The sequence below is a fragment of the Listeria tempestatis genome, assembly GCF_963575625.1.
Taxonomy (GTDB): domain Bacteria; phylum Bacillota; class Bacilli; order Lactobacillales; family Listeriaceae; genus Listeria; species Listeria tempestatis.
Window position 1 is genome coordinate 278,873 of sequence record NZ_CAUYTK010000001.1, and the last position, 25,368, is coordinate 304,240.

Annotated in this window: 26 protein-coding genes and 1 other annotated feature; of the genes, 23 read left to right on the forward strand and 3 right to left on the reverse strand. The window is 38.2% G+C overall.

From position 1 onward, the window contains the following. Positions 1-151: 151 nt before the first annotated feature. The 8 genes from rpsU (at position 152) to era (ending at position 6,235) form a co-directional block, all read left to right on the forward strand. Positions 152-325, forward strand: a complete 174-nt coding sequence (gene rpsU / locus R8923_RS01555) for a 30S ribosomal protein S21 (RefSeq protein ID WP_003719762.1) — start codon at positions 152-154, stop codon at positions 323-325. A 19-nt stretch (positions 326-344) separates the two neighbouring features. Continuing rightward, positions 345-788: a GatB/YqeY domain-containing protein gene (locus R8923_RS01560; protein WP_485870994.1), complete on the forward strand. Its 444-nt coding sequence runs from the start codon at positions 345-347 to the stop codon at positions 786-788. Positions 789-919: 131 nt separating this feature from the next. After that, positions 920-1,876 (forward strand): PhoH family protein, encoded by a 957-nt coding sequence (locus R8923_RS01565; RefSeq protein WP_485870995.1) that lies wholly within the window; start codon positions 920-922, stop codon positions 1,874-1,876. A 22-nt stretch (positions 1,877-1,898) separates the two neighbouring features. Further along, positions 1,899-4,073 (forward strand): HD family phosphohydrolase, encoded by a 2,175-nt coding sequence (locus R8923_RS01570; protein ID WP_485870996.1) that lies wholly within the window; start codon positions 1,899-1,901, stop codon positions 4,071-4,073. After that, positions 4,070-4,546: an rRNA maturation RNase YbeY gene (gene ybeY, locus R8923_RS01575; protein WP_485870997.1), complete on the forward strand. Its 477-nt coding sequence runs from the start codon at positions 4,070-4,072 to the stop codon at positions 4,544-4,546. The genes R8923_RS01570 and ybeY overlap by 4 nt, the downstream gene beginning before the upstream one ends. After that, positions 4,524-4,916 (forward strand): diacylglycerol kinase family protein, encoded by a 393-nt coding sequence (locus tag R8923_RS01580; RefSeq protein ID WP_485870998.1) that lies wholly within the window; start codon positions 4,524-4,526, stop codon positions 4,914-4,916. The genes ybeY and R8923_RS01580 overlap by 23 nt, the downstream gene beginning before the upstream one ends. A gap of 19 nt (positions 4,917-4,935) precedes the next feature. After that, positions 4,936-5,346, forward strand: coding sequence for a cytidine deaminase (locus R8923_RS01585; RefSeq protein WP_485870999.1), 411 nt, complete (start codon positions 4,936-4,938; stop codon positions 5,344-5,346). Beyond that, positions 5,330-6,235, forward strand: a complete 906-nt coding sequence (era, locus tag R8923_RS01590; RefSeq protein WP_485871000.1) for a GTPase Era — start codon at positions 5,330-5,332, stop codon at positions 6,233-6,235. The genes R8923_RS01585 and era overlap by 17 nt, the downstream gene beginning before the upstream one ends. Positions 6,236-6,265: 30 nt before the next feature. On the opposite strand, the gene R8923_RS01595 is transcribed toward era, so the two are convergent. Further along, positions 6,266-6,865 carry a DUF4352 domain-containing protein gene (locus R8923_RS01595; protein WP_485871001.1) on the reverse strand — a complete coding sequence of 200 codons (600 nt, stop codon included), beginning with the start codon at positions 6,863-6,865 and terminating at the stop codon, positions 6,266-6,268. Between the two features lie 439 nt (positions 6,866-7,304). On the opposite strand from R8923_RS01595, the gene recO reads away from it, so the two are divergent. The 12 genes from recO to R8923_RS01655 all read left to right on the forward strand — a co-directional run bounded on the left by recO (position 7,305) and on the right by R8923_RS01655 (position 19,623). Beyond that, positions 7,305-8,072, forward strand: a complete 768-nt coding sequence (recO, locus tag R8923_RS01600) for a DNA repair protein RecO (RefSeq protein ID WP_485871002.1) — start codon at positions 7,305-7,307, stop codon at positions 8,070-8,072. Between the two features lie 40 nt (positions 8,073-8,112). Then, positions 8,113-8,286: a binding site (T-box leader), on the forward strand. Between the two features lie 63 nt (positions 8,287-8,349). Beyond that, positions 8,350-9,234, forward strand: coding sequence for a glycine--tRNA ligase subunit alpha (gene glyQ, locus R8923_RS01605; RefSeq protein ID WP_485871003.1), 885 nt, complete (start codon positions 8,350-8,352; stop codon positions 9,232-9,234). After that, positions 9,227-11,293, forward strand: coding sequence for a glycine--tRNA ligase subunit beta (gene glyS, locus R8923_RS01610; RefSeq protein ID WP_485871004.1), 2,067 nt, complete (start codon positions 9,227-9,229; stop codon positions 11,291-11,293). The genes glyQ and glyS overlap by 8 nt, the downstream gene beginning before the upstream one ends. A gap of 67 nt (positions 11,294-11,360) precedes the next feature. Next, positions 11,361-12,185, forward strand: a complete 825-nt coding sequence (locus R8923_RS01615) for a pyruvate, water dikinase regulatory protein (RefSeq protein ID WP_485871005.1) — start codon at positions 11,361-11,363, stop codon at positions 12,183-12,185. Between the two features lie 172 nt (positions 12,186-12,357). After that, the gene (locus tag R8923_RS01620; protein ID WP_485871006.1) at positions 12,358-12,828 is read left to right on the forward strand and encodes a YaiI/YqxD family protein; all 471 of its coding nucleotides are present in this window, start codon (positions 12,358-12,360) and stop codon (positions 12,826-12,828) included. After that, complete coding sequence (dnaG, locus tag R8923_RS01625; protein ID WP_485871007.1) at positions 12,812-14,701, forward strand: DNA primase; 1,890 nt, start codon at positions 12,812-12,814, stop codon at positions 14,699-14,701. Before R8923_RS01620 ends, dnaG begins: the two co-directional genes overlap by 17 nt. 70 nt (positions 14,702-14,771) lie before the next feature. Then, positions 14,772-15,887 (forward strand): RNA polymerase sigma factor RpoD, encoded by a 1,116-nt coding sequence (gene rpoD / locus R8923_RS01630; protein WP_485871008.1) that lies wholly within the window; start codon positions 14,772-14,774, stop codon positions 15,885-15,887. Between the two features lie 66 nt (positions 15,888-15,953). Beyond that, the gene (locus tag R8923_RS01635) at positions 15,954-16,655 is read left to right on the forward strand and encodes a tRNA (adenine(22)-N(1))-methyltransferase (RefSeq protein ID WP_485871009.1); all 702 of its coding nucleotides are present in this window, start codon (positions 15,954-15,956) and stop codon (positions 16,653-16,655) included. Beyond that, entirely contained in the window at positions 16,652-17,773 is a 1,122-nt protein-coding gene (locus R8923_RS01640) for a Nif3-like dinuclear metal center hexameric protein (protein ID WP_485871010.1), read from the forward strand. The genes R8923_RS01635 and R8923_RS01640 overlap by 4 nt, the downstream gene beginning before the upstream one ends. Beyond that, complete coding sequence (locus R8923_RS01645; RefSeq protein ID WP_485871011.1) at positions 17,770-18,255, forward strand: AAA family ATPase; 486 nt, start codon at positions 17,770-17,772, stop codon at positions 18,253-18,255. Before R8923_RS01640 ends, R8923_RS01645 begins: the two co-directional genes overlap by 4 nt. A 119-nt stretch (positions 18,256-18,374) precedes the next feature. Next, positions 18,375-19,148: an AraC family transcriptional regulator gene (locus R8923_RS01650; RefSeq protein WP_485871012.1), complete on the forward strand. Its 774-nt coding sequence runs from the start codon at positions 18,375-18,377 to the stop codon at positions 19,146-19,148. A gap of 55 nt (positions 19,149-19,203) precedes the next feature. After that, positions 19,204-19,623, forward strand: coding sequence for a VOC family protein (locus R8923_RS01655; protein ID WP_485871013.1), 420 nt, complete (start codon positions 19,204-19,206; stop codon positions 19,621-19,623). A 574-nt stretch (positions 19,624-20,197) separates the two neighbouring features. On the opposite strand, the gene R8923_RS01660 is transcribed toward R8923_RS01655, so the two are convergent. After that, on the reverse strand, positions 20,198-21,193 hold the full coding sequence (locus R8923_RS01660; protein WP_485871014.1) for a 4-hydroxy-3-methylbut-2-enyl diphosphate reductase: 996 nt from the start codon (positions 21,191-21,193) through the stop codon (positions 20,198-20,200). A 155-nt stretch (positions 21,194-21,348) separates the two neighbouring features. Between R8923_RS01660 and R8923_RS01665 the strand changes: the two genes are divergently transcribed. From R8923_RS01665 to R8923_RS01675, 3 genes are read left to right on the forward strand one after another with little or no spacing between them, the layout of a single operon-like run. Beyond that, entirely contained in the window at positions 21,349-22,665 is a 1,317-nt protein-coding gene (locus R8923_RS01665; protein WP_485871015.1) for a DEAD/DEAH box helicase, read from the forward strand. Beyond that, positions 22,662-23,564 (forward strand): deoxyribonuclease IV, encoded by a 903-nt coding sequence (locus R8923_RS01670; RefSeq protein WP_485871016.1) that lies wholly within the window; start codon positions 22,662-22,664, stop codon positions 23,562-23,564. The genes R8923_RS01665 and R8923_RS01670 overlap by 4 nt, the downstream gene beginning before the upstream one ends. Before the next feature lie 12 nt (positions 23,565-23,576). Further along, positions 23,577-24,503: a manganese-dependent inorganic pyrophosphatase gene (locus tag R8923_RS01675; protein WP_485871017.1), complete on the forward strand. Its 927-nt coding sequence runs from the start codon at positions 23,577-23,579 to the stop codon at positions 24,501-24,503. Positions 24,504-24,539: 36 nt separating this feature from the next. Here R8923_RS01675 and R8923_RS01680 read toward each other — a convergent pair whose 3' ends face one another. Further along, positions 24,540-25,241, reverse strand: a complete 702-nt coding sequence (locus tag R8923_RS01680) for a tryptophan-rich sensory protein (RefSeq protein ID WP_485871018.1) — start codon at positions 25,239-25,241, stop codon at positions 24,540-24,542. Positions 25,242-25,368 lie beyond the last annotated feature (127 nt).

Below are 25,368 nucleotides of genomic sequence, written 5' to 3' on the forward strand. Positions count from 1 at the left end.
TTGACGCAAAAACAGCTTTCATATATAATTTTATATGAGTGAATGCTTATCCTGTTATGCTTTCAGAATTTTGCTAACAGTTCGCTAGCATTCTGAAGCCTTATAAGGACTTTCACTAGTCCATGTAAGTGTCGGAGGGAGGGAAAGAGAGATGTCAAAAACAGTAGTTCGTAAAAACGAATCGCTTGAAGATGCTCTTCGTCGCTTTAAACGTACTGTTTCCAAAAGTGGAACTTTGCAGGAATCTAGAAAGCGCGAATTTTATGAAAAACCAAGCGTAAAACGTAAGAAAAAATCAGAGGCAGCAAGAAAACGTAAATTCTAATATTAAGGCGATGATATCGTTGACACTGCTTGACAAATTAAATGAAGATATGAAGCAAGCTATGCGTAGTAAGGAAAAAGAAAAACTTTCTGTTATTCGCATGTTAAAAGCTGCTTTGCAAAATGAAGCGATTAATCAAGGTGGAACTCTTTCCAAAGATGATGAAATCACTGTTCTCGCTCGTGAAATGAAACAGCGTCGAGATTCTTTGTCTGAGTTTGAAAAAGCTCAGCGGGAAGATTTAGCTGAAAAAGTTCGTGCTGAAATAGTTATTGTGGAACACTATTCCCCGAAACAATTAACAGACGATGAGCTTGAAGAAATTGTAAAAGTAACGATTGCAGAAGTTGGCGCCACATCAAAAGCCGATTTTGGTAAAGTGATGGGTAAAATAATGCCGAAAGTAAAAGGCAGAGCTGACGGAAATGCAGTGAATAACTTTGTTAAAAAATATCTTTCATAAAATGTTAAAAAGGCTAGTCATTATGCTAGCCTTTTTTTGTTGCCAACGAGGCATCAGCCCGAGTTTTTCTTATGCTGCATTTTCGTGTATAATAGAAGTGAAATTTAGTTTAAACGATAAGGGGTTAAAGCATGCAAAATGAGTCCTACAATGAAATCATTGAATTAAATGAAATGACCGATGGGCGTGATTTATTCGGCAACAATGATGCTAACATCGATGTTTTAGAAGATTCTCTGCAAGTTAAAATTGTGACGCGTGGAGGCGATGTTTCTATTACAGGTACTGAAGAGGCCGTTTCTGAGACGAAACATGTCATTTTAGCTTTGATAGATGTGCTTAAAAAAGGTGTACACATCGATGGACGCGATGTGGCTCAAGCGATAAAAATGGAAAAAGGCGGGACGCTTGAATACTTTCCAACACTATTTGACGATGAAATTACAAAAAACGCACAAGGAAAACCAATCCGTCCGAAAACCTTCGGACAGCGGAAGTATATGCAAATGGTTCGTAAATATGACATCGTTTTTGGTGTTGGTCCAGCAGGAACAGGAAAGACATACTTAGCTGTTGTCATGGCCGTTGATGCTTGGAAAAAAGGGAAGGTAAGTAAAATTATTCTAACCCGTCCAGCGGTTGAAGCAGGAGAGAGTCTGGGATTTTTACCGGGCGATTTAAAAGAAAAAGTTGATCCATATTTGCGCCCCGTTTATGATGCACTGTATGATATTTTTGGTGTTGAACATACAACGCGTTTGATGGACCGAGGAGTCATTGAAATTGCGCCGCTTGCTTATATGCGTGGACGAACATTAGATAACGCCTTCGTCATTCTAGATGAGGCGCAAAACACAACGATTGCGCAAATGAAAATGTTCTTAACTAGGCTTGGCTATGACTCAAAAATGATAGTAAATGGTGATATGACACAAATTGATTTACCAAAAGGTGCGGTTAGTGGTCTAGTCAATGCTGAACAAGTTTTAAGCAACGTAAAAAATATCGGTTTCGTTTATTTCGAGCATCATGACGTGGTAAGGCATCCGCTTGTGGCAGAGATTATTAAGGCATATGAGCGAATTTAGCCGGGAAAGGGCTGTAATATAGGTGAGGCAAAAATGGCAAAACTTGTATAGCAAACACAAAGAAAAAGTTTTCATTCCATTATTTATCGCAGTTCTTTTTTTCGCGTCCTATTTTTTGCTCATTCAAGTGACAAAGCCTGAATCCTATCAGGCGAAGTTGTTTTCAGTTTCCGAAAAAACCATTCGATCTCCTCAAACGGTTGTGGATACGGAAAAAACAGAAGAGGAGAAGCGAAAAGCAAGCGATGAAGTGGAAGATGTCTATGTCTATAACCGGGAAACAGCCACAAATCAAGTTGCGTTTACAAAATCCATTTTTGATTATATCAACGAAGTAAGAACAGAAACAGCAGATGCTGAGAAAGAAGCTAAAGCGGAGGCTGATGCAAACAATAAGCCAGCACCAAAGCCTACAACGGACGAAAATAAACTTAAAAATTTCAAGGAAAAACTCGTCGGGGATCATGCTGAAAATATTACCGAAAATATTTCGGACACAACATTTATTAATCTTTTGAACGCCTCACAAGCTGATTTAAAAGCAATAGAAGACCAAGTTGTTTCTGAAGTAGAACGTGCTATGAGTGACCGCATTCGCGAAAGCAATTTAAATGCTAAAAAAATTCAAGCGCGTGATGCAATCGAATTGTCTGCTGTGCCATCAAATTATAAAACAAGCGCTAAATCGCTCGTCTCAAATGCCATTATTCCTAACGAAACGGTGGATAAAGATCAAACTAAAGCGCGAAAAAAAGAGGCTGCAGAAAATGTCGTTCCTGAAAAAATATTGCAAGGTCAGGTCATTGTCCAAGAAGGGCAAATTATTGATAGAGAAACATATCGCCAACTAGAATTACTCCATTTAATTGACCAAAAAATGCCCATCAAACAATATACAGGATATGCATTTTTAGTTTTAGCACTCTTTCTTTTACTTTATTTTTATACAAAGAAAAGAAAATACCCACCTAAAAAACGCCGTCAAACAATCTTGATTTTTACAAGTGTTTATGTGACAACGCTCGTCTTCTTCCTTGTTATACGCTGGCTTGAAGGGGCGAATATTATCAATATCGCTTTTGTCTTTCCAGCCGCCTTTATGCCAATGGTGTTGAAAATTCTTTTGAACGAACGCTTCGCTTTCTTCGGTATTATTGTTATGGCGATAACAAGCTTGTTTGCTTTTGAGTCAGATACAACAAGCATTATGAATGTACTAATGGTTGCTTTCATTCTCTTAAGCGGACTAACGAGTGTCGTCGCGCTAAAAGATTACAGCCGGCGCATTGCCATTTTTCAAACGGGCATCATTGTAGGCGCGCTAAACGTCGTCTATGCCATGTTACTTTTAGGGATTAATAATTCCACGATTCTTAGTTTAAACGCCATCCAAGTTATTTTTTACGCATTTTTAGGTGGAATAGGTTCATTTATGTTAGGCTTGGCGCTTATCCCGTTATTTGAAACAATGTTTGGTATTTTAACAACGAGTCGCCTCATTGAACTTGCGAATCCAAATCACCCGCTGCTCAAGAAAATTTTAATGAAAGCGCCTGGAACGTATCATCATAGTATGATGGTTGCAAACCTTGCTGAAACATGTGCAGATGAAATTGGTGCAAATAGTTTACTGGTGCGAGTGGGTTGTTTCTACCATGATATAGGCAAGACACTTCGGCCGCCGTATTTTGTGGAAAACCAATTGCATGGCATTAATCCGCACGATAGATTGACACCAAAGCAAAGTCGCGATATTATTTTAGCGCATACAACGGACGGGGCAGAAATTTTAAAGGAAAACCATATGCCACAGCCAATTATTGACATTGCACTTATGCATCATGGCACGACAATTTTGAAATATTTTTATGTGAAAGAAAAAGAAAACCATCCAGATGTAAGCGAAAATGAATTCCGCTATAGCGGACCAAAGCCGCAAACAAAGGAAGTTGCCATTATTAATATTGCGGACAGTGTGGAAGCCGCTGTACGTTCTTGTGATGCCCCGACGAAAGAAAAAATAAGTAATATTGTCGACGGGATTATTCGTGAACGTATTTTAGATGGTCAGTTCACAGAATGCGAGATTACACTCCGTGAAATTGAAATGATTCGTGAGACGTTAAAACGAACGCTACACGGGATATACCATCAGCGGATTCAATATCCTGATGATTCGAAAGGGGAAAATGAATGAGTGATTTTGAACTAGACTTATTTGACGAAACAGAGCAAGTAAGCGAAAAAGAACAAAACTTTATTCGTGATATTTTAAATTTTTCTGTAGATTATTTAAAACTAGAGGGTATGATTGAAATGTCAGTCACATTAACAGATAATCCGCGCATTCAAGAAATAAACCGCGAATATCGCGGGAAAAATCAACCTACAGATGTGATTTCCTTTGCACTCGAAGAACTTTTCGAAGATGAAATAGAAATTGTGTCAGAAGAAGAAATGCCGCGAAATATTGGCGATATTATCATCTCGATTGAACGTGCCAAAGAACAAGCTGATGAATATGGACATACTTTTGACCGTGAACTTGGATTTTTAGCCGTACATGGACTACTCCACTTGCTCGGATACGACCATATCGAGCCAGAGGACGAAAAGGAAATGTTCGGACTTCAAAAAGAAATGTTGGATGCTTATGGGTTACAAAGATAGAAAATATAAGCGAAATCGCAATTTATTTGAGTCATTTAAACATGCTTTTACGGGGGTAAAAACGGCAGCAGCCGAAGAGCGGAATATGCGAATTCACCTCCTAGTCACACTTGTCGTTTTGATTGCCGCCAAAGTATTTTCTGTGACAAAAACCGAATGGCTGATTCTTCTTGTCTGCATTTTCATTGTGATTATACTTGAAATGGTGAACACTGCAATTGAACGCGCAGTAGATGCCATTACAACTGATTTTTCCCCTGAAGCCAAAAAAGCCAAAGATGTAGCAGCAGGCGCCGTTTTAATTGCCTCGTTCATGTCTTTTGTTATCGGACTAATCATTTTTTTACCATATGTATTTGCTATTTTTTGAAAGATAGGAGTTTAAAACTATGAGAGAAAGTAATTTTATTGAGCTTGCCAAGCGCGCACGTGAATTTGCCTACGTGCCGTATTCCAAGTTTCCAGTTGGCGCTGCACTTGTGACAGAAGACGATGAAGTGGTTTTAGGCTGCAACATTGAAAACGCCTCATTTGGGCTAACAAATTGTGCGGAGCGAACGGCGATTTTTAAGGCCGTGTCAGAGGGAAAGACGAATTTTAAAAAACTGGTAGTCGTTGCAGATACAGACGGACCCGTTTCACCTTGCGGGGCATGCCGCCAAGTCATCAGTGAGTTTTGTGATAAAACTATGCCAGTTGTACTAACAAATCTAAAGGGCGATGCAGTTGAAGTGACAGTTGAACAATTGCTTCCTGGCGCCTTTACGAGTGGGGATATGGATAATGAACGATACGTTTAAGTCTGGTTTTGTTGCGATTGTTGGGCGCCCGAATGTAGGAAAGTCCACGCTTTTAAACCAAATAATAGGTCAAAAAATTGCGATTATGAGTGATAAGGCGCAAACAACTCGAAACAAAGTGCAAGGGGTTTATACGGAGAGTGATGCGCAAGTGGTGTTCATCGATACGCCAGGCATCCATAAACCTAAACATAAGCTTGGCGATTTTATGGTCAAAGTGGCCTTAAACACTTTTCGTGAGGTCGATTTAATTTACTTTGTAATTGATGCAGAAACAGGTTTTGGTCGCGGCGATGAATTTATCATCGAGAAATTAAAAAACGTGGAAACACCAGTTTTCTTACTTATTAATAAAATTGATTTAATCTCCAAAGAAAAATTAGTGGAGCTTATCGAAAAATATAAAGAGTTACTCGATTTTGCGGAAATTATTCCTATTTCGGCACTGCAGGGCGATCAGGTGCCAAATCTACTAACCGAAACGAAAAATTACTTAGATGAAGGTCCGATGTACTATCCAAAAGACCAAATCACTGACCACCCAGAGCGCTTCATTATATCTGAACTTATCCGTGAGCAAGTGCTCCAATTAACACGTGAGGAAGTCCCGCATTCGGTGGCGGTTGTCATCGAAGGTATCGAAAAAAATCCGAAAACGGAGAAGCTCACAATTATGGCAACAATCATTGTTGAACGTAGTACGCAAAAAGGTATTATTATCGGCAAACAAGGCCAAATGCTTAAGCAAATTGGTATGCGCGCAAGAAAAGAAATCGAACTTTTAATGGGTTCCAAAGTATTTTTAGAAGTTTGGGTGAAAGTCCAAAAAAACTGGCGCGACAAAGAGCATTATTTGCAGGATTATGGGTTTAATCAAGATGAATATTAAGAGACAGCGAGGAGCATTCCTCGCTGTTTCTTAGTTCCAAATTAAATTATCATACTCCATCTCAAGAAAACCATCATCACCTAAATACTCATAATAAATCGAAAAACTCACCGTTTTTCCAGGATCAATCTTTTCATGAAAGTAATCTTTCTTCTCCACATCGGCGTAATCATCGGCATCATATTGGAACAAATAAAAATCTTTTGCAGACACATAAATCGGTTCTTTACCGTCATTACGCATTCTGACATCGACTTTATAATATTTATCAATCCCACGCTCATCAACTTTGTATGTTGTTGGCTCTTTGACAAGGACAGTTGCATTCTCACTAGATTTCCCTTCTTCACCATAAGAGAGTTCCAAGTAATCTTCATCACTATACTCATCCGTATAACCATCACTATAATCGCTTGAGATTCCAGTATCGCTAGAGGCACTATGCTCGCTCATATAAAAAATAAATGCAGCAAGCCCAGTCAGACAGCTAAGTAAAAAAGCAGCTCCACCAATACTTGTAAATAAAACCCCCATAAGCTTCTTTTTCTTTAAAAGTAAGAATGCGACACCCGTAATGGTAGCGGCAAACGAAATTAAACAGACTAACCCAATGATAATCGAATAAATCATACGCGTTTCTCCTTTTTATGTATTACTAACATTGTACCACCTCCGCAGAGTTTAGAGAACTATAAGTGCATCAAAAAATAAAAATACAAGAGTGCGGTATAGATTTTTTTGATATAAAAGAATGAGGATTAATTTCGGTTGGCCTTTGCCTGGTACAAGAAAATCCTATCTTTTATTACGCTATTAAAATCGCTAACTCATTAAAAGAATAATGGAAGAAGATAATCATTATATGGATATATCTAACTAGACAGTTCATTCTGATTATGAAAAATCGTTTGTTTTAGAGTAATGACTATTTATCCTAAAAACGAATTTAGCATTTTATTTAAACTAACTTACGATTTTATGTTCTCATCTTTTTGGTATGACTATAATGTTACAGATGCTTTTAGAATATGCTTTTTCCGTGTATAATAAAAATTTAGGGGGTGTTCGAGTGGAAAAATGTGAAGGTATTGTTTTGCGTGCTAGCAATTACCGGGAGTCAGATAAAATTGTAGTCGTTTATACGCGTGAATTCGGGAAAATCGGAATGGTTGCACGCGGAGCTAAAAAAGGACAAAGTCGTCTTGCTGCTGTGACGCAACCTTTCACACAAGGAAACTTTACTTTTTTTGGAAATAAAGGGCTCGTAACACTCCAACAAGGCGATTTGATTCATAATTTTTCAGATATCCAAACAGATATTTTTTTAACAGCGTACGCCGCTTACGTTTGCGAACTACTTGATAAATCAGTAGAAGAGCGGAAACCAAACGCTTATATATACGAACTTGTTTCAGAAATTCTAAACGACATTGATGAAGGCTATGATGCGCAAATTTTAGTGCAGATTTTTGAAATGAAAATGTTGAATGTTTTAGGGCTTTATCCTGTTATGGATAAATGTGCGATTTGTGGGGCTACTTCCGGACATTTCGATTTTTCAACGCACGCAGACGGTCTTGTTTGCCACCGCTGCTTTGAAAAAGATCCTTATCGCTTACATTTACCAGAAAATGTTGTGAAACTTTTACGTTTATTTTATATTTTTAAGCTGGATCGCCTTGGCGAAATTAATGTAAAACCAGAAACAAAAGCGATACTTGAGAAAACCATTGATACGTATTACGAAGAAAAAACGGGACTCTTTTTGAAAAGCAAACGTTTTTTGCGTGACATGTCAAAGTGGGATCACATGTTGAAGAAAGAAGATAGCGATTGACAAAGCTAAAAAAATGAAGTATCTTGTAAATAAGATTTAAATAGGTACGATGATGAAAAAAAGTAGAAACAAGCTCTTTATTTAGCGAACTTGGATAGGTGAGAGCCAAGTGAAATCTTGTTTTGAAAAGGCATTTCGGAGTACAGACGAAATCAAGGTGGGAATTGTATAATTCCAAATAGGGTGGAACCGCGAGATAACTCTCGTCCCTATATGTTGTCATGGCATATAGAGACGGGAGTTTTTATATGGCCGTAAAACTTTGGAGGTGCTAGAAATGAATGTACAAAAAATGATTCGCACATTGCAAGACTATTGGTCAGAACAAGGCTGCATCATGTTGCAATCCTATGATGTTGAAAAAGGGGCTGGAACAATGAGTCCTTACACATTTTTAAAGGCAATTGGACCAGAGCCTTGGAAAGCGGGATATGTTGAGCCATCTCGTCGCCCAGCAGATGGTCGGTACGGGGAAAACCCTAACCGCTTATTCCAACATCATCAATTTCAAGTGGTTATGAAGCCATCACCAGTCAATATTCAAGAGCTTTACTTAGGCTCACTTGAAAAACTGGGCATTGATCCGTTAAAGCATGACATTCGCTTTGTTGAGGACAATTGGGAGAATCCTTCGCTAGGCTGTGCTGGTCTAGGCTGGGAAGTATGGCTTGATGGTATGGAAATTACACAATTCACTTATTTTCAACAAGTAGGTGGGTTGGAGTGCTCGCCAGTCACATCGGAAATTACTTACGGGTTAGAGCGTCTGGCAAGTTATATTCAAGATGAAGAAAATGTCTTTGATTTAGAGTGGACTGAAGGCATTTCGTATCGCGATATTTTCTATCAAGCAGAATATGAAAATTCGAAATATGCATTTGAAACATCCAATACGGAAATGTTGTTATCGCTATTTGACACATATGAGCGCGAAGCAGGCAACCAAATGGGCGAGGGACTTGTTTTCCCAGCATATGATTATGTACTAAAATGCTCACACACCTTTAATTTGCTCGATGCAAGAGGTGTTGTCTCTGTAACAGAGCGTGCACAGTATATTGGGCGAATTCGGAATCTCGCAAGACGAATCGCACGCACCTTTTATGAGGAACGCGAAAAACTTGGCTTCCCTTTAATAAAGGAGGAACAAAATCATGAATAAAGATTTTTTACTTGAAATCGGACTTGAAGAAATGCCTGCAAAATATATTTCGGCTTCAGCAGAACAGCTAAAAGAACGTGCCAGAGATTGGTTTAAAGAGAAAAAAATTGCAGTTGAAAAAATTCAAACATATTCATCGCCAAGACGACTTACAATTTTAGCGAAAAACGTTGCTGCACAACAAGAAGACCAAATAGAGGAAGCAAAAGGCCCTGCTAAAAAAATCGCTTTTGATGAAAACGGTGACTGGTCAAAGGCCGCTCAAGGATTCGCGAGAAGTCAAGGTGTTACACCAGATGACTTAACTTTTCGGGAAATAAAAGGCACCGAGTATATCTATATCAAAAAAGAAGTAAAAGGCCTCAAAACGTTTGATTTACTCCCTGAATTCCAAAAAATTATAACGGACATGACTTTCCCAGTTAGTATGCACTGGGCGGACCTCGATTTGCGCTATATTCGGCCAATTAAATGGCTAGTTGCATTATATGATACGGAAATTGTCCCATTTATAGTGGCTGGTGTGAAAACGGGAAATGAAACGCGGGGGCATCGCTTTCTTGGTAAGTCTACAATTGTGAAAACGCCATCTGATTATGAGCATCTACTCCTTGAACAATTTGTTATTGCAGATGCGGAAGCAAGGAAGGCGGCGATTTGCGAACAGATTGCGGAAGTCGAAACGATTCAGAACTGGCAAATTCCGACCGATGCAGATTTACTCGAGGAAGTAAATAATCTTGTCGAATATCCAACTGTTTTATTTGGAAATTTTGAGAACAAATATTTAGAGTTGCCAAAAGAAATTTTAATCACAACAATGAAGGAACACCAACGCTATTTCCCTGTATTTAGTAGAGATAAGGACTTATTGCCACATTTTATTACAGTTCGAAATGGCAATCATGAACATTTAGAAATTGTCCAAAAGGGAAATGAAAAAGTGCTTCGGGCACGGCTATCAGATGCCGATTTCTTCTATCAAGAAGATTTAAAAATGACGATTGATGAAGCGGTTCATAAACTTAAAAATATTGTATTTCATGAACGTCTTGGCTCTTTAACCGAAAAAATGAAACGGGTTCAAAAAGTGGCGCTTCTTCTAGCTGATTATTTGAACTGGACAGAAGATGAGAAAAAAGATATTTATCGTGTGACAGATATTTATAAATTTGATTTAGTCACCAATGTTGTTGGAGAATTTCCAGAATTGCAAGGGATTATGGGTGAGAAGTACGCCAAACTTCAAGGTGAGAACGAAGCTGTTGCAACTGCAATTCGGGAACACTATTTGCCAATTTCTTCTGAAGGCGAATTGCCAAAATCAGATTTAGGTGCGCTCATTTCTGTAGCGGATAAACTTGAAACGTTAATTAGCTTCTTCTGTATCAATATTATTCCAACTGGCTCAGCAGATCCATTTAGTCTTCGCCGTAGTGCATTTGGAGTTATGCGTATCATTCAAGCAAATGAATGGGATTTACCATTTGCAGAAGTACTGGCAGAAGTTGTTGGCATCGAACGGAAAGAAGGTTTTTCTGACTTACCAGGCGAAGAAGTTTATCAAGTGGCACAAAATTTCATGAAAAATCGCCTTCGTGTCATTTTACGCGGTCATAATGTGCGCCAAGATATTATAGAAGCTGTTGTGAGCGGTGAACCAAATCAAATCCCGCAAGTGATTGATAGTGCAAAAGTATTAAATGAATCGGCAAAAGATGATTGGTTCCGTCCGACTGTAGAAGCTTTAACACGTGTCACAAATATTGCGAAGAAGTATGATAATCATGAACCAGTAAACCCGAGCTTATTTGAAAATGAGTATGAGAAAGAACTCTTTGAAACCGTGCAGGAGTTAAAAAATGATTACCCAAATATGACAATTGTAGAGCGATTGAAGCGCTTTGCTAAAATTCGTCCCATCATTGATGCTTATTTTGAAAATACTCTTGTCATGAGTGAGAATGAAGCGCTAAAAGCAAATCGATTAGCCCTTCTTGTTGAACTCTCAACCTTTATCCGTGAATTTGCACAAATGGATGAAATTCAGGTAAAATAAATAGATAAAGTAAAGCAGGAATTTTTCTTGAAATGAAAGTTCCTGCTTTTTAAAGGAGACGTGTGTAATGACCCAACCAGCCGTTTATGTCGTTTCCGATTCAACTGGTGAAACTGCTGAACTTGTAACGCGAGCTGCACTAGCTCAATTTGGACAAACGCCAAAATTTATTCACCGCTTTCATCATGTTGATTCGCTTGAAATGATTGAAGAAATTATTGATTTAGTCGCTGTTAACAACGGTATTATTGTTCATACTGTCGTTTTAGAGGAAGTTCGTGTTCGCTTAAATGAAACAGCTGAAGCATATGGCGTTCCAATTATTGATATTTTCGGACCACTACTCGCCCAACTTGAAAAAACATACAAAATTAAGCCATTGTCTGAACCCGGCCGTGTCCGCTCGCTAGATGAAGCATATTTTAACAAGGTGGCTGCAATTGAATTTGCTGTAGAGAATGATGACGGAAGAAATCCCCGTGGCATTTTACAAGCAGATTATGTTTTAATTGGAATTTCACGGACATCTAAAACACCTTTGTCCCAGTATTTAGCTTTAAAAGGACTAAAGATTACGAACATCCCCATTGTGCCTGAAGCAAGTATTCCAGAAGAGTTATTTGAAATTGATCCTAAAAAGATTATTGGCCTTAAAATTAATAAGAAAAAATTAAATCAAATTCGCTCTGAACGATTAATTTCAATGGGATTAAGTGGGAAAGGTATGTATTCTAGCGGTGACAGAATTGATGCGGAACTGAAGTTTTTCAAAAAGTTAACGGATAAACTAGGCTGTTTTGTGCTAGATGTGACAAATAAAGCAGTTGAGGAGACAGCAAATGAAATTTTAAGCCATATCGGACAACTTGATGAAGAAAAATTTGATTTTTAAGAAGGAATTTTAACTTTTATGTCGAATATATATATTATACGTGCTTTTTAAGCTTGAAAATAAGATTTAATCGCGCGTATAATGCAATTTTGTGATATGCAAAATGACGATGCATAAAACGGGTGATCAACTCGTTTTTTCGTTTGTCATAAGCTGAAAAGGAGGGAATGATTTGCCAAAATTTATTGTGGATGCAGATGCATGCCCTGTAAAGACAGAAATAAATCAGCTCGCTAAAGAATTTCAGCTTGACGTTATTTATGTAGCGTCTTATAACCATTTTAGAAGTGTGGCAAATGATGAAACTTGGATTTATGTAGATACAGAAAAGGAGTCTGCAGATATTCGGATTGTCAATTTAGCTCAAAAAAACGATATTGTCGTCACGCAGGATATTGGCCTGGCGAGTATGCTACTTGCGAAATGTGTTGTTTTTTCTAACCGAGGTGAAATCTACTTGGAAGAAAGAATGACAATGATGCTTGAACAGCGTAACGATAGACGTAAAGAGCGGAAGCTTGGGAAGTATAGCAAAGGACCAAAGGCGATGACTGACCAAGATCGCAGGCACTTTTACCAAAATGTCCGTAATTTTTTAGAAAATAAAGTGGAGTTGACGATAAAAAATGAAAAGGATTCCTGAAGAAACGATTGACCGCATTCGGAATCAGACGGATATTGTAGATATTGTTGGTCACTACGTGCAACTCAAAAAACAAGGACGAAATTACATTGGTTTATGCCCTTTTCACGGCGAAAAAACACCTTCTTTCTCCGTTTCACCTGAAAAGCAGATTTTTCACTGCTTTGGTTGCGGAAAAGGCGGCAATGTATTTTCCTTTTTAATGGAACATGATCATCTAACTTTTACAGAAGCCGTTCATAAGGTAGCAGAAATGGGACACGTTGATGTGGATCTTCCCAAACTCTCAAGTGATGAAACTCTATCAGCACCTAAGAATACTAGTGAAGCTCAAAAAATGATTGATATGCATCAACTTGCTGCTAAGCTCTATCATTATTTACTCCTAGAAACCGAAGAGGGTCTCGAAGCTTTAGAGTATTTGAAGGAACGAGGGATGAGTGAGGAACTCATTCAAACTTTTCAAATTGGTTTTGCACCGAATCAACATGCAACGCTCACTTCCTTTTTTGAAAAGCGCGAGTTGGATTTACATCTGGCTGTTCAGGCTGGTTTGCTTTCTGAACGTGATGACGGGAAAATTGTTGACCGCTTTCGCAATCGAATTATGTTTCCCATAACAGATGATAGAGGGCAGCTTGTTGGCTTTTCAGGAAGGTTATATAATCAAACAGACGGTCCGAAATATTTAAATAGCCCGGAAACCCCTATTTTTAACAAAAGAAAGCTGTTGTATCATTTTTCAGAAGGTCGTCAGGCGATTCGAAAACATGAGGAAGTGCTTCTTTTAGAAGGTTTTATGGATGTTATTTCGGTAAGTGCGGCGGGGCTTTCAAATGGTGTTGCTTCGATGGGGACTAGTTTGACGGAAGAACATATTGGGCTGATTAAACGCGTGGCTAATCGTGCTGTTATTTGTTATGACGGAGACCGCGCAGGAATTGAGGCGGCTTTTAAGGCAGGGAACCTACTAGCGCAAGGAAGAGTAGAAATTTTTGTCCTGAGTCTGCCGAGCGGAAAAGACCCAGATGAATATATTCGAACGCACGGGGCAGAAAAATTTAACGCGCTTTATATGCATGAGCGGCAAACATGGACGGCGTTTAAATTGTATTATTTGAGCCGAAACCGCAATATGGCAAATGATACGGAACGCCTAGCCTATATTGATGAAGCACTGCTTGAGATTGGCAAAATTGACCAAGCTGTTGAACGCGAATTTTATTTAAAGCAACTCTCTCTTGAGTTTGATATTACAATCCCGACACTAAAAGAGCAACTTCAGCGTGCGATGCAAGAGTTAGCACGCCAAAAACCACGTGAAACGCAATTTGATGACTTTGCAAATCTGGCCCCACCACCAGATGATGATTTAAGTTTTGTATTTGAGCAACCAAGAGAACAGCAAAAACGTGAAGCACATTTTGTGGCAGAACAGCATTTACTGAAGGCGATGATTGAAAATCAAGATGCCTTTAGCCAAATTCATCAACTTTTAGAAGGTCTCGTTTTTTACAACGATGATTTTCAGGCGCTATATACACATTTAATTGCCTATTATTTAGACGGAAACGAAGCAAGTGCATCAAGGTTTATGGATCATATGACAGATATGCGCTTAAAAAATGTTGTATCAAGTCTTGAAATGTTGGAGTCACCTGAGGAACAAACGATAGAAGCTTATTCTGACTATATTTTAAGTATGAAAAAATATCGTCTTGAAATAAAGATTAAACAAAAGGAACAGGAAGTATCTGAAAAAATGCGTTTGCAAGACCATGAAGGGGCAATAAAGGCCTCTAGTGAAGTGATTCAGCTTCGAAAAAGTCTTGCTAATAAGGATTATGATTCTGCAATTGATGAAACGTTTTAAAACCGCGAAATGATGGTAATGACTAGTAGTTGGTCGTAACGCGGTATTTTGGGAGGAGGAAACAGGCAGTATGAGTGAAAAAGCACAAGAATTAAAACAAGAAACAATTGAACAAGCGAAAGAAGGACTAGTTGAAGAAGGTAAAAAGACAGGGATTTTAACCTATAGTCAAGTAGCTACTAGATTAGCTCCCTTTACACTAGATTCAGAGCAAATGGATGAGTACTTGGAACAGCTTAGCGAAGCAGGAATTGAAGTCGTAGATGATGACGATGATGCTGATCCAGATGAAACTGAGCTTGTAAAAGAAGAAACTGAAGAATTTGACCTCACAGATATGAGCGTTCCTCCTGGTGTTAAAATTAATGACCCTGTCCGCATGTATTTGAAAGAAATCGGTCGAGTGGACTTATTATCTGCTGATGAAGAAATTGCTCTTGCAAAACGTATTGAAGCAGGTGACATTGAAGCAAAAGGTCGTTTAGCAGAAGCGAATTTACGGCTCGTTGTAAGTATTGCCAAACGCTATGTTGGTCGTGGAATGCTTTTCCTCGATTTAATTCAAGAAGGAAATATGGGCTTAATGAAAGCTGTTGAAAAATTTGATTTTAACAAGGGCTTTAAATTTAGTACGTATGCCACATGGTGGATTAGACAAGCGATTACCCGCGCTATTGCTGACCAAGCACGTACAATTCGAATCCCAGTGCATATGGTCGAAACCATTAATAAGTTAATTCGAGTACAACGTTCCTTGCTTCAAGATTTGGGACGTGACCCATCTCCAGAAGAAATTGGAGAAGAAATGGATTTACCAACTGAAAAAGTTCGTGAAATCCTAAAAATTGCACAAGAACCGGTCTCGCTTGAAACACCAATTGGTGAGGAAGACGACTCTCACTTAGGTGATTTTATCGAAGACCAAGAGGCTACGTCGCCATCCGACCATGCAGCATATGAACTGTTAAAAGAACAACTTGAAGATGTGCTTGACACGCTGACTGACCGCGAGGAAAATGTACTTCGCCTTCGCTTTGGTTTAGATGATGGTCGTACACGTACACTAGAAGAAGTAGGCCGCGTGTTTGGCGTGACGCGTGAGCGTATTCGCCAAATTGAAGCGAAAGCACTTCGGAAGCTACGTCACCCAAGCAGAAGCAAACAATTGAAAGACTTTTTGGAATAAAAATAAGAGGTTTGAACTGGGCTTTTTACGCCTAGTTCCAACCTCCTTTTTATAGGGAGTGTCATAATGAACGAACAAAAACTATCAAAGCGCCTCACCAGTGTGGCAAATTACATACCTAAAGGCAGCCGAATTGCAGACATCGGTAGTGACCACGCTTACTTGCCTTGTTACGCCATTTTAAATGAAATGGCAAGTTTTATAGTGGCAGGCGAGGTCGCAAAAGGCCCGTTTGAATCGGCAAAGGAGCAAGTCCTAAAATCAGAACTGTCAGGAAAAATTGATGTGCGTTTTGGAGATGGACTGGCAGTCATAGAGTCGAAAGATGCCATTGACACAATTGTTATTGCAGGAATGGGTGGCACGTTAATTCGAATGATTTTAGAAGCAGAACCTGAAAAATTATCGACTGTTACGCGGCTTATTTTGCAGCCTAATATTGGGGCTTGGCAAATTCGTGAATGGGCGGAAAAAAATCAGTTCATGCTTGTTGCGGAAACCATTTTACGTGAAGATAATAAAATTTATGAAATTCTTGTCCTAGAGAAAACGGCAGAAAAAGCATACTATACGGACAAGGAGCGTCTACTCGGTCCATTTTTATTAGCCGAAAGAAATGAGATTTTTCTTGCAAAATGGCAACATGAGTTAGCAAATTGGCAACGAATTATTGAAGGGATTCAAAACGGGCAAGAAAGTGAACAAAATACGGACAAAATTGAAGAACTTACAAAAAAAATACAAATAGTAGAGGAAGTGCTCAGATGAAAGTAGCAAATGGTTATGAGTATGTTGCAATGCTAGAAGAGATTGCTCCAAAAGAGCTTGCTACGGAAGGTGATCCCATTGGCCTTCAATTGGGTGATCTCTCTAAAAAAGTACGCAAAATTATGTTCACCTTAGATGTCTTAGAAAGTGTTGTAGAAGAAGCAGTTAGTCAAAATGTTGATATGATTATTGCGCACCACCCATTTCTATTTCGACCGCTCAAAAAAATTGATATGACAAACTCGGAAGGGCGTATGATTCGAAAGCTAATCAAGCATGATATTATTGTTTACGCAGCGCATACCAATTTGGATATTGCAAACGGCGGGGTTAATGATATATTGGCAGAGCTTTTGCAGCTTGAAAATACGGAAATCATTGTGCCCACACATCGCAAAAATCATATGAAAATTTCTGTTTATGTTCCGGAAGATAACGTAAATGAAGTGCGGTTAGCCCTTATGCAAAACGGGGCCGGCAAGATTGGTGCAGAATACGAGGAATGTAGTTTCCAAACACTTGGAACGGGAGAGTTTAAACCAAGTGAAAAAGCAAACCCAACAATTGGTGAAAAGGGGGAGTTAACAGCTGTTTCTGAGGTTAAACTGGAAGCAGTAGTCCCTTCTAGCGTAGCTGATAACGTCATAAAAGCAGTACGCATTGCTCATCCTTACGAAGAGCCAGCGATTGATTTAGTTCGCCTGCAAAATCTGCATGAAACAAAAGGACTTGGCCGAATTGGTACACTAAAAAAAGAAATGAGCATCCTAGCTTTCATCGAAGAATTAAAGGGCGCACTCGCAATTAATCATGTTCGTTTCATCGGAGATCCTAATAAGCGTATTAAAAAAGTGGCTGTAATCGGTGGTGACGGAAACAAATTTATTCATGATGTCAAGCGTAGTGGGGCAGATGTTTTTGTAACGGGAGATATTTATTATCATACAGGCCACGACTTATTAGCAATTGACCTACCTACGATTGATGCGGGTCATAATATTGAAAAAGTAATGAAACGCTATTTAAAGACAGAATTTGAGAAAAGAGCGGAAAACTTACAGTATGAAGCAGAATTTGTTATTTCAGAAGCTCATACTGATCCGTTTATATTTTTATGAAAACAAAACTTATTCTTTTGCGTGGTAACTCAGGTAGTGGGAAAACGACGCTTGCACACGATTTAAATGCAAAATTACCAGGAACTAAATTACTTATTTCGCTAGATGTTGTTCGGCGGGAAATGCTTTTTGTAAAGGATGAGCCAAATAATCTTTCTATTGATTTAATCCAACAAATGGCCATTTATGGTAAAAATCGTGTTGATTATGTGATTTTAGAAGGCATTTTTGTGAAAAAAATTTACGGTACAATGTTAACCGAGCTTATTCAGCTGTTTGATGAGCAGGTCATCATTTGTTATTTTAATTTGTCGTTTCAAGAAACGTTAAAAAGACACCACACAAAAAAAGAAATAACGGAGTTTGGCGAAGTAGAGCTCAGACGATGGTTTAGAGAAAATGATGAACTGGGTGTTCCAAATGAAATTATTTTTACAGGTGATATGTCGTTAGAGCAGACTTTTCATTTGATTTTCCCCTAAACATTTAAAAAAAGTATATAACTACTGTAGAAACTCACAAAAATGCAACTTATAATATGTTATATGTAATGTTAAAATCCAAGTATCCTAAATATACTTAAGAAAGGTTTGGAGTAATAATGAAATTCATTATTGAGGATATATTAGATTATGTTCAAAAAAATGTATTTATTTCTGAATTGAAGGTAGAAGACGTTGCCGCTCATTTTGGATATGATAAATATTATTTTAGTAGAGAATTCAAGAATATAACTGGATATTCTCTTAATGAATATATTTCGAGCATAAGGACTGAAAAAGCGATTGAAATGATTCCTTCTGAAAAGAATGTTACCACTATCCAATCTTCGGTTGGCTATTCCAGTTCTGGGAGTTTTTCTACTATTTTTAAAAGATATACGGGATGTTCTCCAAAACAATATATGGGGGAAATGGATGATATATATACTCAAGTTAAAAATTTTGAATCTAGTACAAATAAAGCGTTAGAATATTACGAAAGCAGTAATAACTCCTTTTGTCATGTCACAATCGATGTGCCAAGTAGTTTTAAAACAGGAATTATCTTTATAGGCTTATTCCATACACCGATTCCAAACCATAAACCCATTTCTGGATTAGCAACTAAACAAAGACATCTCAATACGTTGAAAAGTATTCCTGATGGTGAATATTATTTATTAGCATGCGCGATTGATGCTTCAAATAATGCTTTTTCGTACTTTAATTTAAAAAATTGTTTACGAGGGAAAGTGAATGCAAAGTTATATTTTCCAGAGTGTAATGGTGCTCATTATACAATCAAGTTAAGACAACCAATACCAGAAGACCCGCCAATTTTGATTAATGCAGCTAAACTTTTAGCTTCTGTTTTTAAAAAAACCACAATGTAGAATAATATTTTTCGTTTCGTTCATGGTAAGATAAAATAAGATTGGAGGTGGTAATATGATTAAAACAAGCGTTCCTTATTTAGTGTATCAAGATGAGTGTGAACTAGCTTTAGCGTATTATGTTGATATTTTTGGTGCTGAAATTATTGAAAAAATAACATTTGAAGATATGGGATTTACAGAGGATGTAAATCGTAAATCATGCATTGGCCATGCTGTATTTAAATTAGGCGAAAGCATACTATATGCTTCTGACGCAACCGAAAATGAATATTTTCATAATAAGTCGACTAATGCGCAAATAGCTATTTGGCTTGAAATTGATTCAGTAGAAGCCATTACTTCATTAGAAAAGAAAATGCTTCAAACGGGTTCAACAAGTATTGATCCTTTACATGAAACCTTTTGGGGTTCAAAATATGCTAAAATCAAAGATAAATTTGGTATTTCATGGGAGCTGAATGCACAATTATAGATTTAGCCAATTATATTTAGATGGATTTGCGACCAAAACTAAACCTGATGACAGAAGTGCCAATATTCTGCTATCGGGTTTTATATATTGTTACTAAAAAATAAAGGCATGACGATAAAAAAATCTGCTCCGTTTTTCTACTTTTTATAGTTTCGTATAAAATGTATTCCTAGTGACAACTACTTTTCATCATAAAAAATCTTAGATTAAAGTATAACCAATTGATTGCGCGCTTGTGATTGATATATAAATCATAGGAACGTTTTTTTATGTGCGAAATGTTACTATAAACAAAAAAGACCAAAGATAAAGAAATAAAATTCTTTCAGACTGCTGACAAACGGCAATCTTCGTCGTTAAAGCCTCCGTTCCGATGCTCACGTACTCGAGTACGCTCCACTTCGGTACTCGGCTTTGCCTAGAATCTCACCATTTGTCAGCAGTCTGATTTTGCGTGGGTCGTTTTGTTTTGTGTGAACTTTAAGTTTTTCTTCAAGCTGAAAGAAATAAAATTCTTTGTCTTTGGTCTTTGGGGCGAGTAAATTTGCCTTTAAAGTAATGCTTTTTTGATTCTTTAACGACCGCCATTTTTTAAGTGTTCTAATCGCACGCGGCGTTTCTCTTCCATATTTTTCTTTTTGGCACGGGGGAGAATGGCTTCAGCGCTGACTTGGTGATGGCGTTCCCAAGTTGTTGGATCATTTGGTTCGTATTGTTCCAAGAAGATAAGTACTTCTCGGATAACATGTGTTGGTGTACTGGCACCTGCTGTTACAGCGACTTTCTTTGCATCTTTAATCCAGTCTAAATTGATTTCACTAACATCAGCCACTCGGTGCGCTGGAACTAAAGCTTTTTCAATAGACACTTGGGCGAGGCGATTTGTGTTGTTGCTTCTCGGATCACCTACAACAATCGTAACATCTGCGCCGACAGCTTGTTCAGCAACAGCCTCTTGGCGCGTCTGTGTCGCCATACAAATTTCCTTATGGTTTTCTGCTTGGGGGTATTTTGTTTGAATGTAGTCCATCAAATCGAGCACATCCCACTGACTCATCGTTGTCTGATTCGTGACGAATATTTTTTCAGAAGAAAGGTTTAAAGCATCAATATCGGCTTCTGTTTCAACGAGATGAACGATGTCTGGTGCGGTACCATATGCACCTTCTGGCTCTGGGTGCCCTTTTTTTCCAATATAAATGACATGATAACCTTCACTTTTTTTCTCTAAAATAAGGTCATAAGTGCGCATAACATCCGGACAAGTGGCATCAATCGTTACAAGTCCCTTTTCTTGTGCGATTTTTTTTACGCGAGGAGAAGTACCATGTGCTGTGAAAATAACCGTTCCAGTGTCAATTTTGTCGAGAATGGCCTCTCGATTATCGCCGTCAACGGTGTAGATGCCGATTTCTTCAAAAGCATCGGTAACATGTTTATTATGAACAATCATACCTAAAATATGAATAGGACGTGGTAAATTGGGGTCGAGTGAAGCGTTTTTAGCGATGACCATGGCATCGACAACGCCGTAACAATAACCGCGTGGGCTAATTTTGATAATTTCCATTGTATCCTCCTAAACTAAAAAAGCGAGTTCTACTCTTATTATAACGAAGAATCTTTTTTTTTGCTAGAACGGTTTTTTCTGTATTTTTTTGTCGCGGTCATGCGCTGTAGATGGTATAATGGCACAAGGAACTGAAACGGAGTGAAATGATGAATATGAAAAAGACAAGGTTTGAACAATTTGGTTTTCAACCTTTTATCAATGTTGCTATTGAAAAATTAGGTTTTTATGAACCAACAGAAGTGCAACAAAAGTTAATACCGGGTGTCATGCGCGGAGAGAGTATCATTGGGCAATCACAAACTGGAACGGGAAAAACACATACTTTTTTACTGCCGATTATTGAAAAAATTAATCCGCATAAGGACGTTTTGCAAGCGGTTATCACGGCGCCGAGTCGCGAACTGGCTACACAGATTTATAATGAGGTAAAAAAAATCACCCAATATAGCGAAAATGAAATTAGCGCGCAACTTATTATCGGCGGTACGGATAAAAAACGTGCAATCGAAAAGCTTAAAAAGCAGCCGCAAATTATTGTGGGGACACCGGGGCGTATAAATGATATGATTCGGGAAAACGCGTTACAAATTTATACGGCAAATGTACTGGTCATTGATGAAGCCGATATGACGCTTGATATGGGCTTTTTAAACGATGTGGATCAAATTGCTGGGAAAATGCCTCCTGAACTACAAATGTTAGTATTTTCGGCAACAATTCCGCAGAAGCTAAAACCTTTTCTTAAAAAATATATGGAAAATCCGCGTTATGAGCATATTACACCAAACGTAGTGGCATCTAAATCAGTGACACATGAACTAATTGCAGCTAAGAGTAAAAATAAAATGGACTTACTAAAGGATTGTCTTGTGACGTTCCAACCATTTTTAGCGATTGTGTTTACCAATACGAAACAAACGGCAGATGAAGTTCATGAGGGGCTTGTTAGTCGCGGTTTAAAAGTAGCTAAAATTCACGGTGATGTGAATCCACGTGAACGTAAACGGACGATGAAAGCCATTGAAAATATGGATTACCAATATATTGTCGCAACTGATCTTGCGGCAAGAGGAATCGATATTCAAGGCATAAGTCATGTGATTAATTATGAACTTCCGGACGATAATGATTTTTACATTCACCGTACAGGTCGAACAGGTCGGGCGGGGCATTCTGGTATTGCCCTCACCATTTTTGAACCTGCGGATGAGGATCGTTTAAATCAATTGGAAAAACTGGGAATTAGCTTTAAACATGTAGAGCTTAAAAAGGGCGAATTTGTTGAAGTACAAGATCGAAATAAACGCGCGAAACGTGAGGCAAAGCGCGAGGCGGCGGATCCACGTGAAATTGGTATGCGCAAAAAAGCGAAGCAGAAACGAAAACCTGGTTATAAGAAGAAAATTAACTATAAAATGGCGGAAATTAAACGTCGTGAAAATCGGAAAAAGAATCGAGGGAAAAAATGAGCAATTTAAGAATTGGTTCGCACGTTTCAATGAGCGGCAAAAAGATGCTATTAGGTGCAAGTGAGGAAGCAGCATCTTACGGAGCCAACACTTTTATGATTTATACGGGAGCTCCGCAAAATACGCGTCGAAAACCTATTGCTGAATTAAACATTGAAGCAGGTCAGACGCATATGGCGGAAAATGATATGCAAGATATCGTTGTTCATGCGCCGTACATTATTAATATCGGAAACGCGGTCAAGCCAGAAACATTTGAGCTTGGTGTAAGTTTCTTGCGTCAGGAAATTGAACGTACAGCGGCACTTTCTGCGAAGCAAATTGTGCTACATCCAGGTGCACATGTTGGAGAAGGTGCGCATGTTGGTATTAAGCAAATTATTAAAGGCTTAAACGAAGCACTCGATCCTAGTTTTGATGTGCAAATTGCGCTTGAAACAATGGCTGGAAAGGGAACGGAAATTGGACGTTCTTTTGAAGAAATCGCACAAATTATGGATGGTGTGACACATAACGAGCTTTTATCGGTCACTTTTGACACGTGTCATACGCATGATGCTGGGTATGATATTGTGAATGACTTTGATGGCGTTTTAAATGAGTTTGATAAAATGATTGGTATCGATCGCTTAAAAGTGCTTCACATCAATGATAGTAAAAATGTTTGTGGTGCGCATAAAGATCGCCATGCAAATATTGGTTTCGGGCACATTGGTTTTGATGCTTTGAATTATATCGTGCATCACCCTCAGTTAATGTCTGTTCCAAAGATTTTAGAAACACCTTATGTAGGTGAAGATAAAGCAAATAAAAAACCGCCATATCGATTCGAAATTGAGATGCTGCATAAGCAAAAGTTTGATGCTGATTTAATCGAGAAAATTATGGCTGATGAATAAGGAGAGATAAATATGGAAAAAATGTTAGTTTTTGGGCATAAAAATCCAGATACCGACACAATTTGTTCGGCTATTGCCTTCAGTGAACTAAAAAAAGCAGAAGGTTTTGATGTAGAAGCAGTTCGCCTTGGTGAATTAAATTCAGAAACAGAATTTGTTTTAAAAAGTGCAGGCATTGAAGCTCCGCGCTTAGTCCAAACAGTTGCAAATGAAGTCAATACAGTTTGCCTTGTCGACCATAACGAAGCGCAACAAAGCGCAGATGACATCAAAAATGTGACGGTACATACGGTCATTGACCATCATCGTATTGCAAACTTTGAAACAACAGACCCACTTTATTACCGTGCGGAGCCGGTTGGTTGTACCGCGACAATTCTTTTAAAACTTTTTGCAGAAAAAAATATAGAAGTATCAAATCTCGTTGCAAAATTAATGGTTTCCGCCATTATTTCGGACACACTTCTTTTTAAATCGCCAACATCAACAGCAGAAGACAAAGCTGCGGCAGAAAAACTAGCGAACATTGCGGGCATTGATTTACAATCTTACGGCATGGAAATGCTTCGTGCGGGCGCCGATGTAAGCAAAAAATCAGTTGCCGAGCTATTACTTGATGCGAAAGAATTTGATATGAACGGTCATAAAATTGAAATCGCACAAATTAATGTGGTAGATGAAGAAGATGTGTTATCACGTATGAGTGAAGTGGAACCTGTTATCCAAAAAGCAATCGCAGATAAAGGCTTAGGTTTATATCTATTCATCATCACAAATATTCTAACAAACGATTCTGTTGGCGTAGCCATTGGAACAGAAACAAAAGCTGTAGAAGAAGCATATAACGTAAAAATTGTAAACGGCAAAGCACCACTTAGAGGGGTTGTTTCACGTAAAAAACAAGTTGTTCCAATATTAACAGAGATTTTCTCTAAATAAAAAATAGCCAAGCGAAGTTGATCGCTTGGCTATTTTTTATTTGAATTGTTTTAAACGAAACCAATTTAACATGAAAATCATAATGGCCATAATGAGCGCCGTATAAGCGACAAAGGGCGCGAAGGCATAATCACGAACAAAAATACCAATAAATGCCCAAACAAAAACAAGTGGAACGATAAAATCATTTTGCTTGTAGCGAAAGACGAGAACGAAAAAGCTAGCTAAAAGGAGTATCACAATGGTTGCGCCTGATTGGAATGCCGTTAAACCTAAGACATTAAAGTAATAACAAATGTTAGCAATTGCCGCTACAAAAATCCAGCCAAGGTAAACGGAAATGGGCATGCGCCACAAACGCCGCTTTGAAATTTGCTTTTGATAGGCATAAAATAATAAAAGTGAAGTAAGGAGTAGTAGCATAACAATGATTGATAAAAAAATTAAGTTGAAATGCCACATAAAAATCCAAAGCACATTCAAAAGACTGCTAGTAATAAATACAAATGCAAGTTGATTTGTCACGTAAGCGTGCTTTATTGTGATGCCTACAAGCCAAATAAATAAGAGCAAATAAATAATACCCCAGATTGAAAATACATAGCCAGAAGGTGTAAACAAGGTTTGGTACCGGTTACTCACCTCACTTGTTGTTACCCCATTTAAAGGCAAAATATTGGCAAAAAGATTTACAGCCACCATGATAAAATACGTTATGTACATCCAGATTAATTTCATCTGTCACACCCCCTGACAACTTATTTCCCTAAAGTAGTAGAAAATAATCTTTTTTCTTAATCAGATTCATTACGATTTACATTTTATGATAAATCCGCTATACTAGGAAAGTGCTTGAGAAGCTCAA

Coding starts and splice junctions, on each gene's coding strand:
- rpsU (WP_003719762.1), top strand. CDS start 152: ATGTCAAAAACAGTAGTTCGTAAAAACGAATCGCTTGAAGATGCTCTT.
- R8923_RS01565 (WP_485870995.1), top strand. CDS start 920: ATGCAAAATGAGTCCTACAATGAAATCATTGAATTAAATGAAATGACC.
- ybeY (WP_485870997.1), top strand. CDS start 4,070: ATGAGTGATTTTGAACTAGACTTATTTGACGAAACAGAGCAAGTAAGC.
- R8923_RS01580 (WP_485870998.1), top strand. CDS start 4,524: ATGCTTATGGGTTACAAAGATAGAAAATATAAGCGAAATCGCAATTTA.
- R8923_RS01585 (WP_485870999.1), top strand. CDS start 4,936: ATGAGAGAAAGTAATTTTATTGAGCTTGCCAAGCGCGCACGTGAATTT.
- era (WP_485871000.1), top strand. CDS start 5,330: ATGAACGATACGTTTAAGTCTGGTTTTGTTGCGATTGTTGGGCGCCCG.
- R8923_RS01595 (WP_485871001.1), bottom strand. CDS start 6,865: ATGATTTATTCGATTATCATTGGGTTAGTCTGTTTAATTTCGTTTGCC.
- glyQ (WP_485871003.1), top strand. CDS start 8,350: ATGAATGTACAAAAAATGATTCGCACATTGCAAGACTATTGGTCAGAA.
- glyS (WP_485871004.1), top strand. CDS start 9,227: ATGAATAAAGATTTTTTACTTGAAATCGGACTTGAAGAAATGCCTGCA.
- R8923_RS01615 (WP_485871005.1), top strand. CDS start 11,361: ATGACCCAACCAGCCGTTTATGTCGTTTCCGATTCAACTGGTGAAACT.
- dnaG (WP_485871007.1), top strand. CDS start 12,812: ATGAAAAGGATTCCTGAAGAAACGATTGACCGCATTCGGAATCAGACG.
- rpoD (WP_485871008.1), top strand. CDS start 14,772: ATGAGTGAAAAAGCACAAGAATTAAAACAAGAAACAATTGAACAAGCG.
- R8923_RS01635 (WP_485871009.1), top strand. CDS start 15,954: ATGAACGAACAAAAACTATCAAAGCGCCTCACCAGTGTGGCAAATTAC.
- R8923_RS01640 (WP_485871010.1), top strand. CDS start 16,652: ATGAAAGTAGCAAATGGTTATGAGTATGTTGCAATGCTAGAAGAGATT.
- R8923_RS01645 (WP_485871011.1), top strand. CDS start 17,770: ATGAAAACAAAACTTATTCTTTTGCGTGGTAACTCAGGTAGTGGGAAA.
- R8923_RS01650 (WP_485871012.1), top strand. CDS start 18,375: ATGAAATTCATTATTGAGGATATATTAGATTATGTTCAAAAAAATGTA.
- R8923_RS01655 (WP_485871013.1), top strand. CDS start 19,204: ATGATTAAAACAAGCGTTCCTTATTTAGTGTATCAAGATGAGTGTGAA.
- R8923_RS01660 (WP_485871014.1), bottom strand. CDS start 21,193: ATGGAAATTATCAAAATTAGCCCACGCGGTTATTGTTACGGCGTTGTC.
- R8923_RS01665 (WP_485871015.1), top strand. CDS start 21,349: ATGAAAAAGACAAGGTTTGAACAATTTGGTTTTCAACCTTTTATCAAT.
- R8923_RS01670 (WP_485871016.1), top strand. CDS start 22,662: ATGAGCAATTTAAGAATTGGTTCGCACGTTTCAATGAGCGGCAAAAAG.
- R8923_RS01675 (WP_485871017.1), top strand. CDS start 23,577: ATGGAAAAAATGTTAGTTTTTGGGCATAAAAATCCAGATACCGACACA.
- R8923_RS01680 (WP_485871018.1), bottom strand. CDS start 25,241: ATGAAATTAATCTGGATGTACATAACGTATTTTATCATGGTGGCTGTA.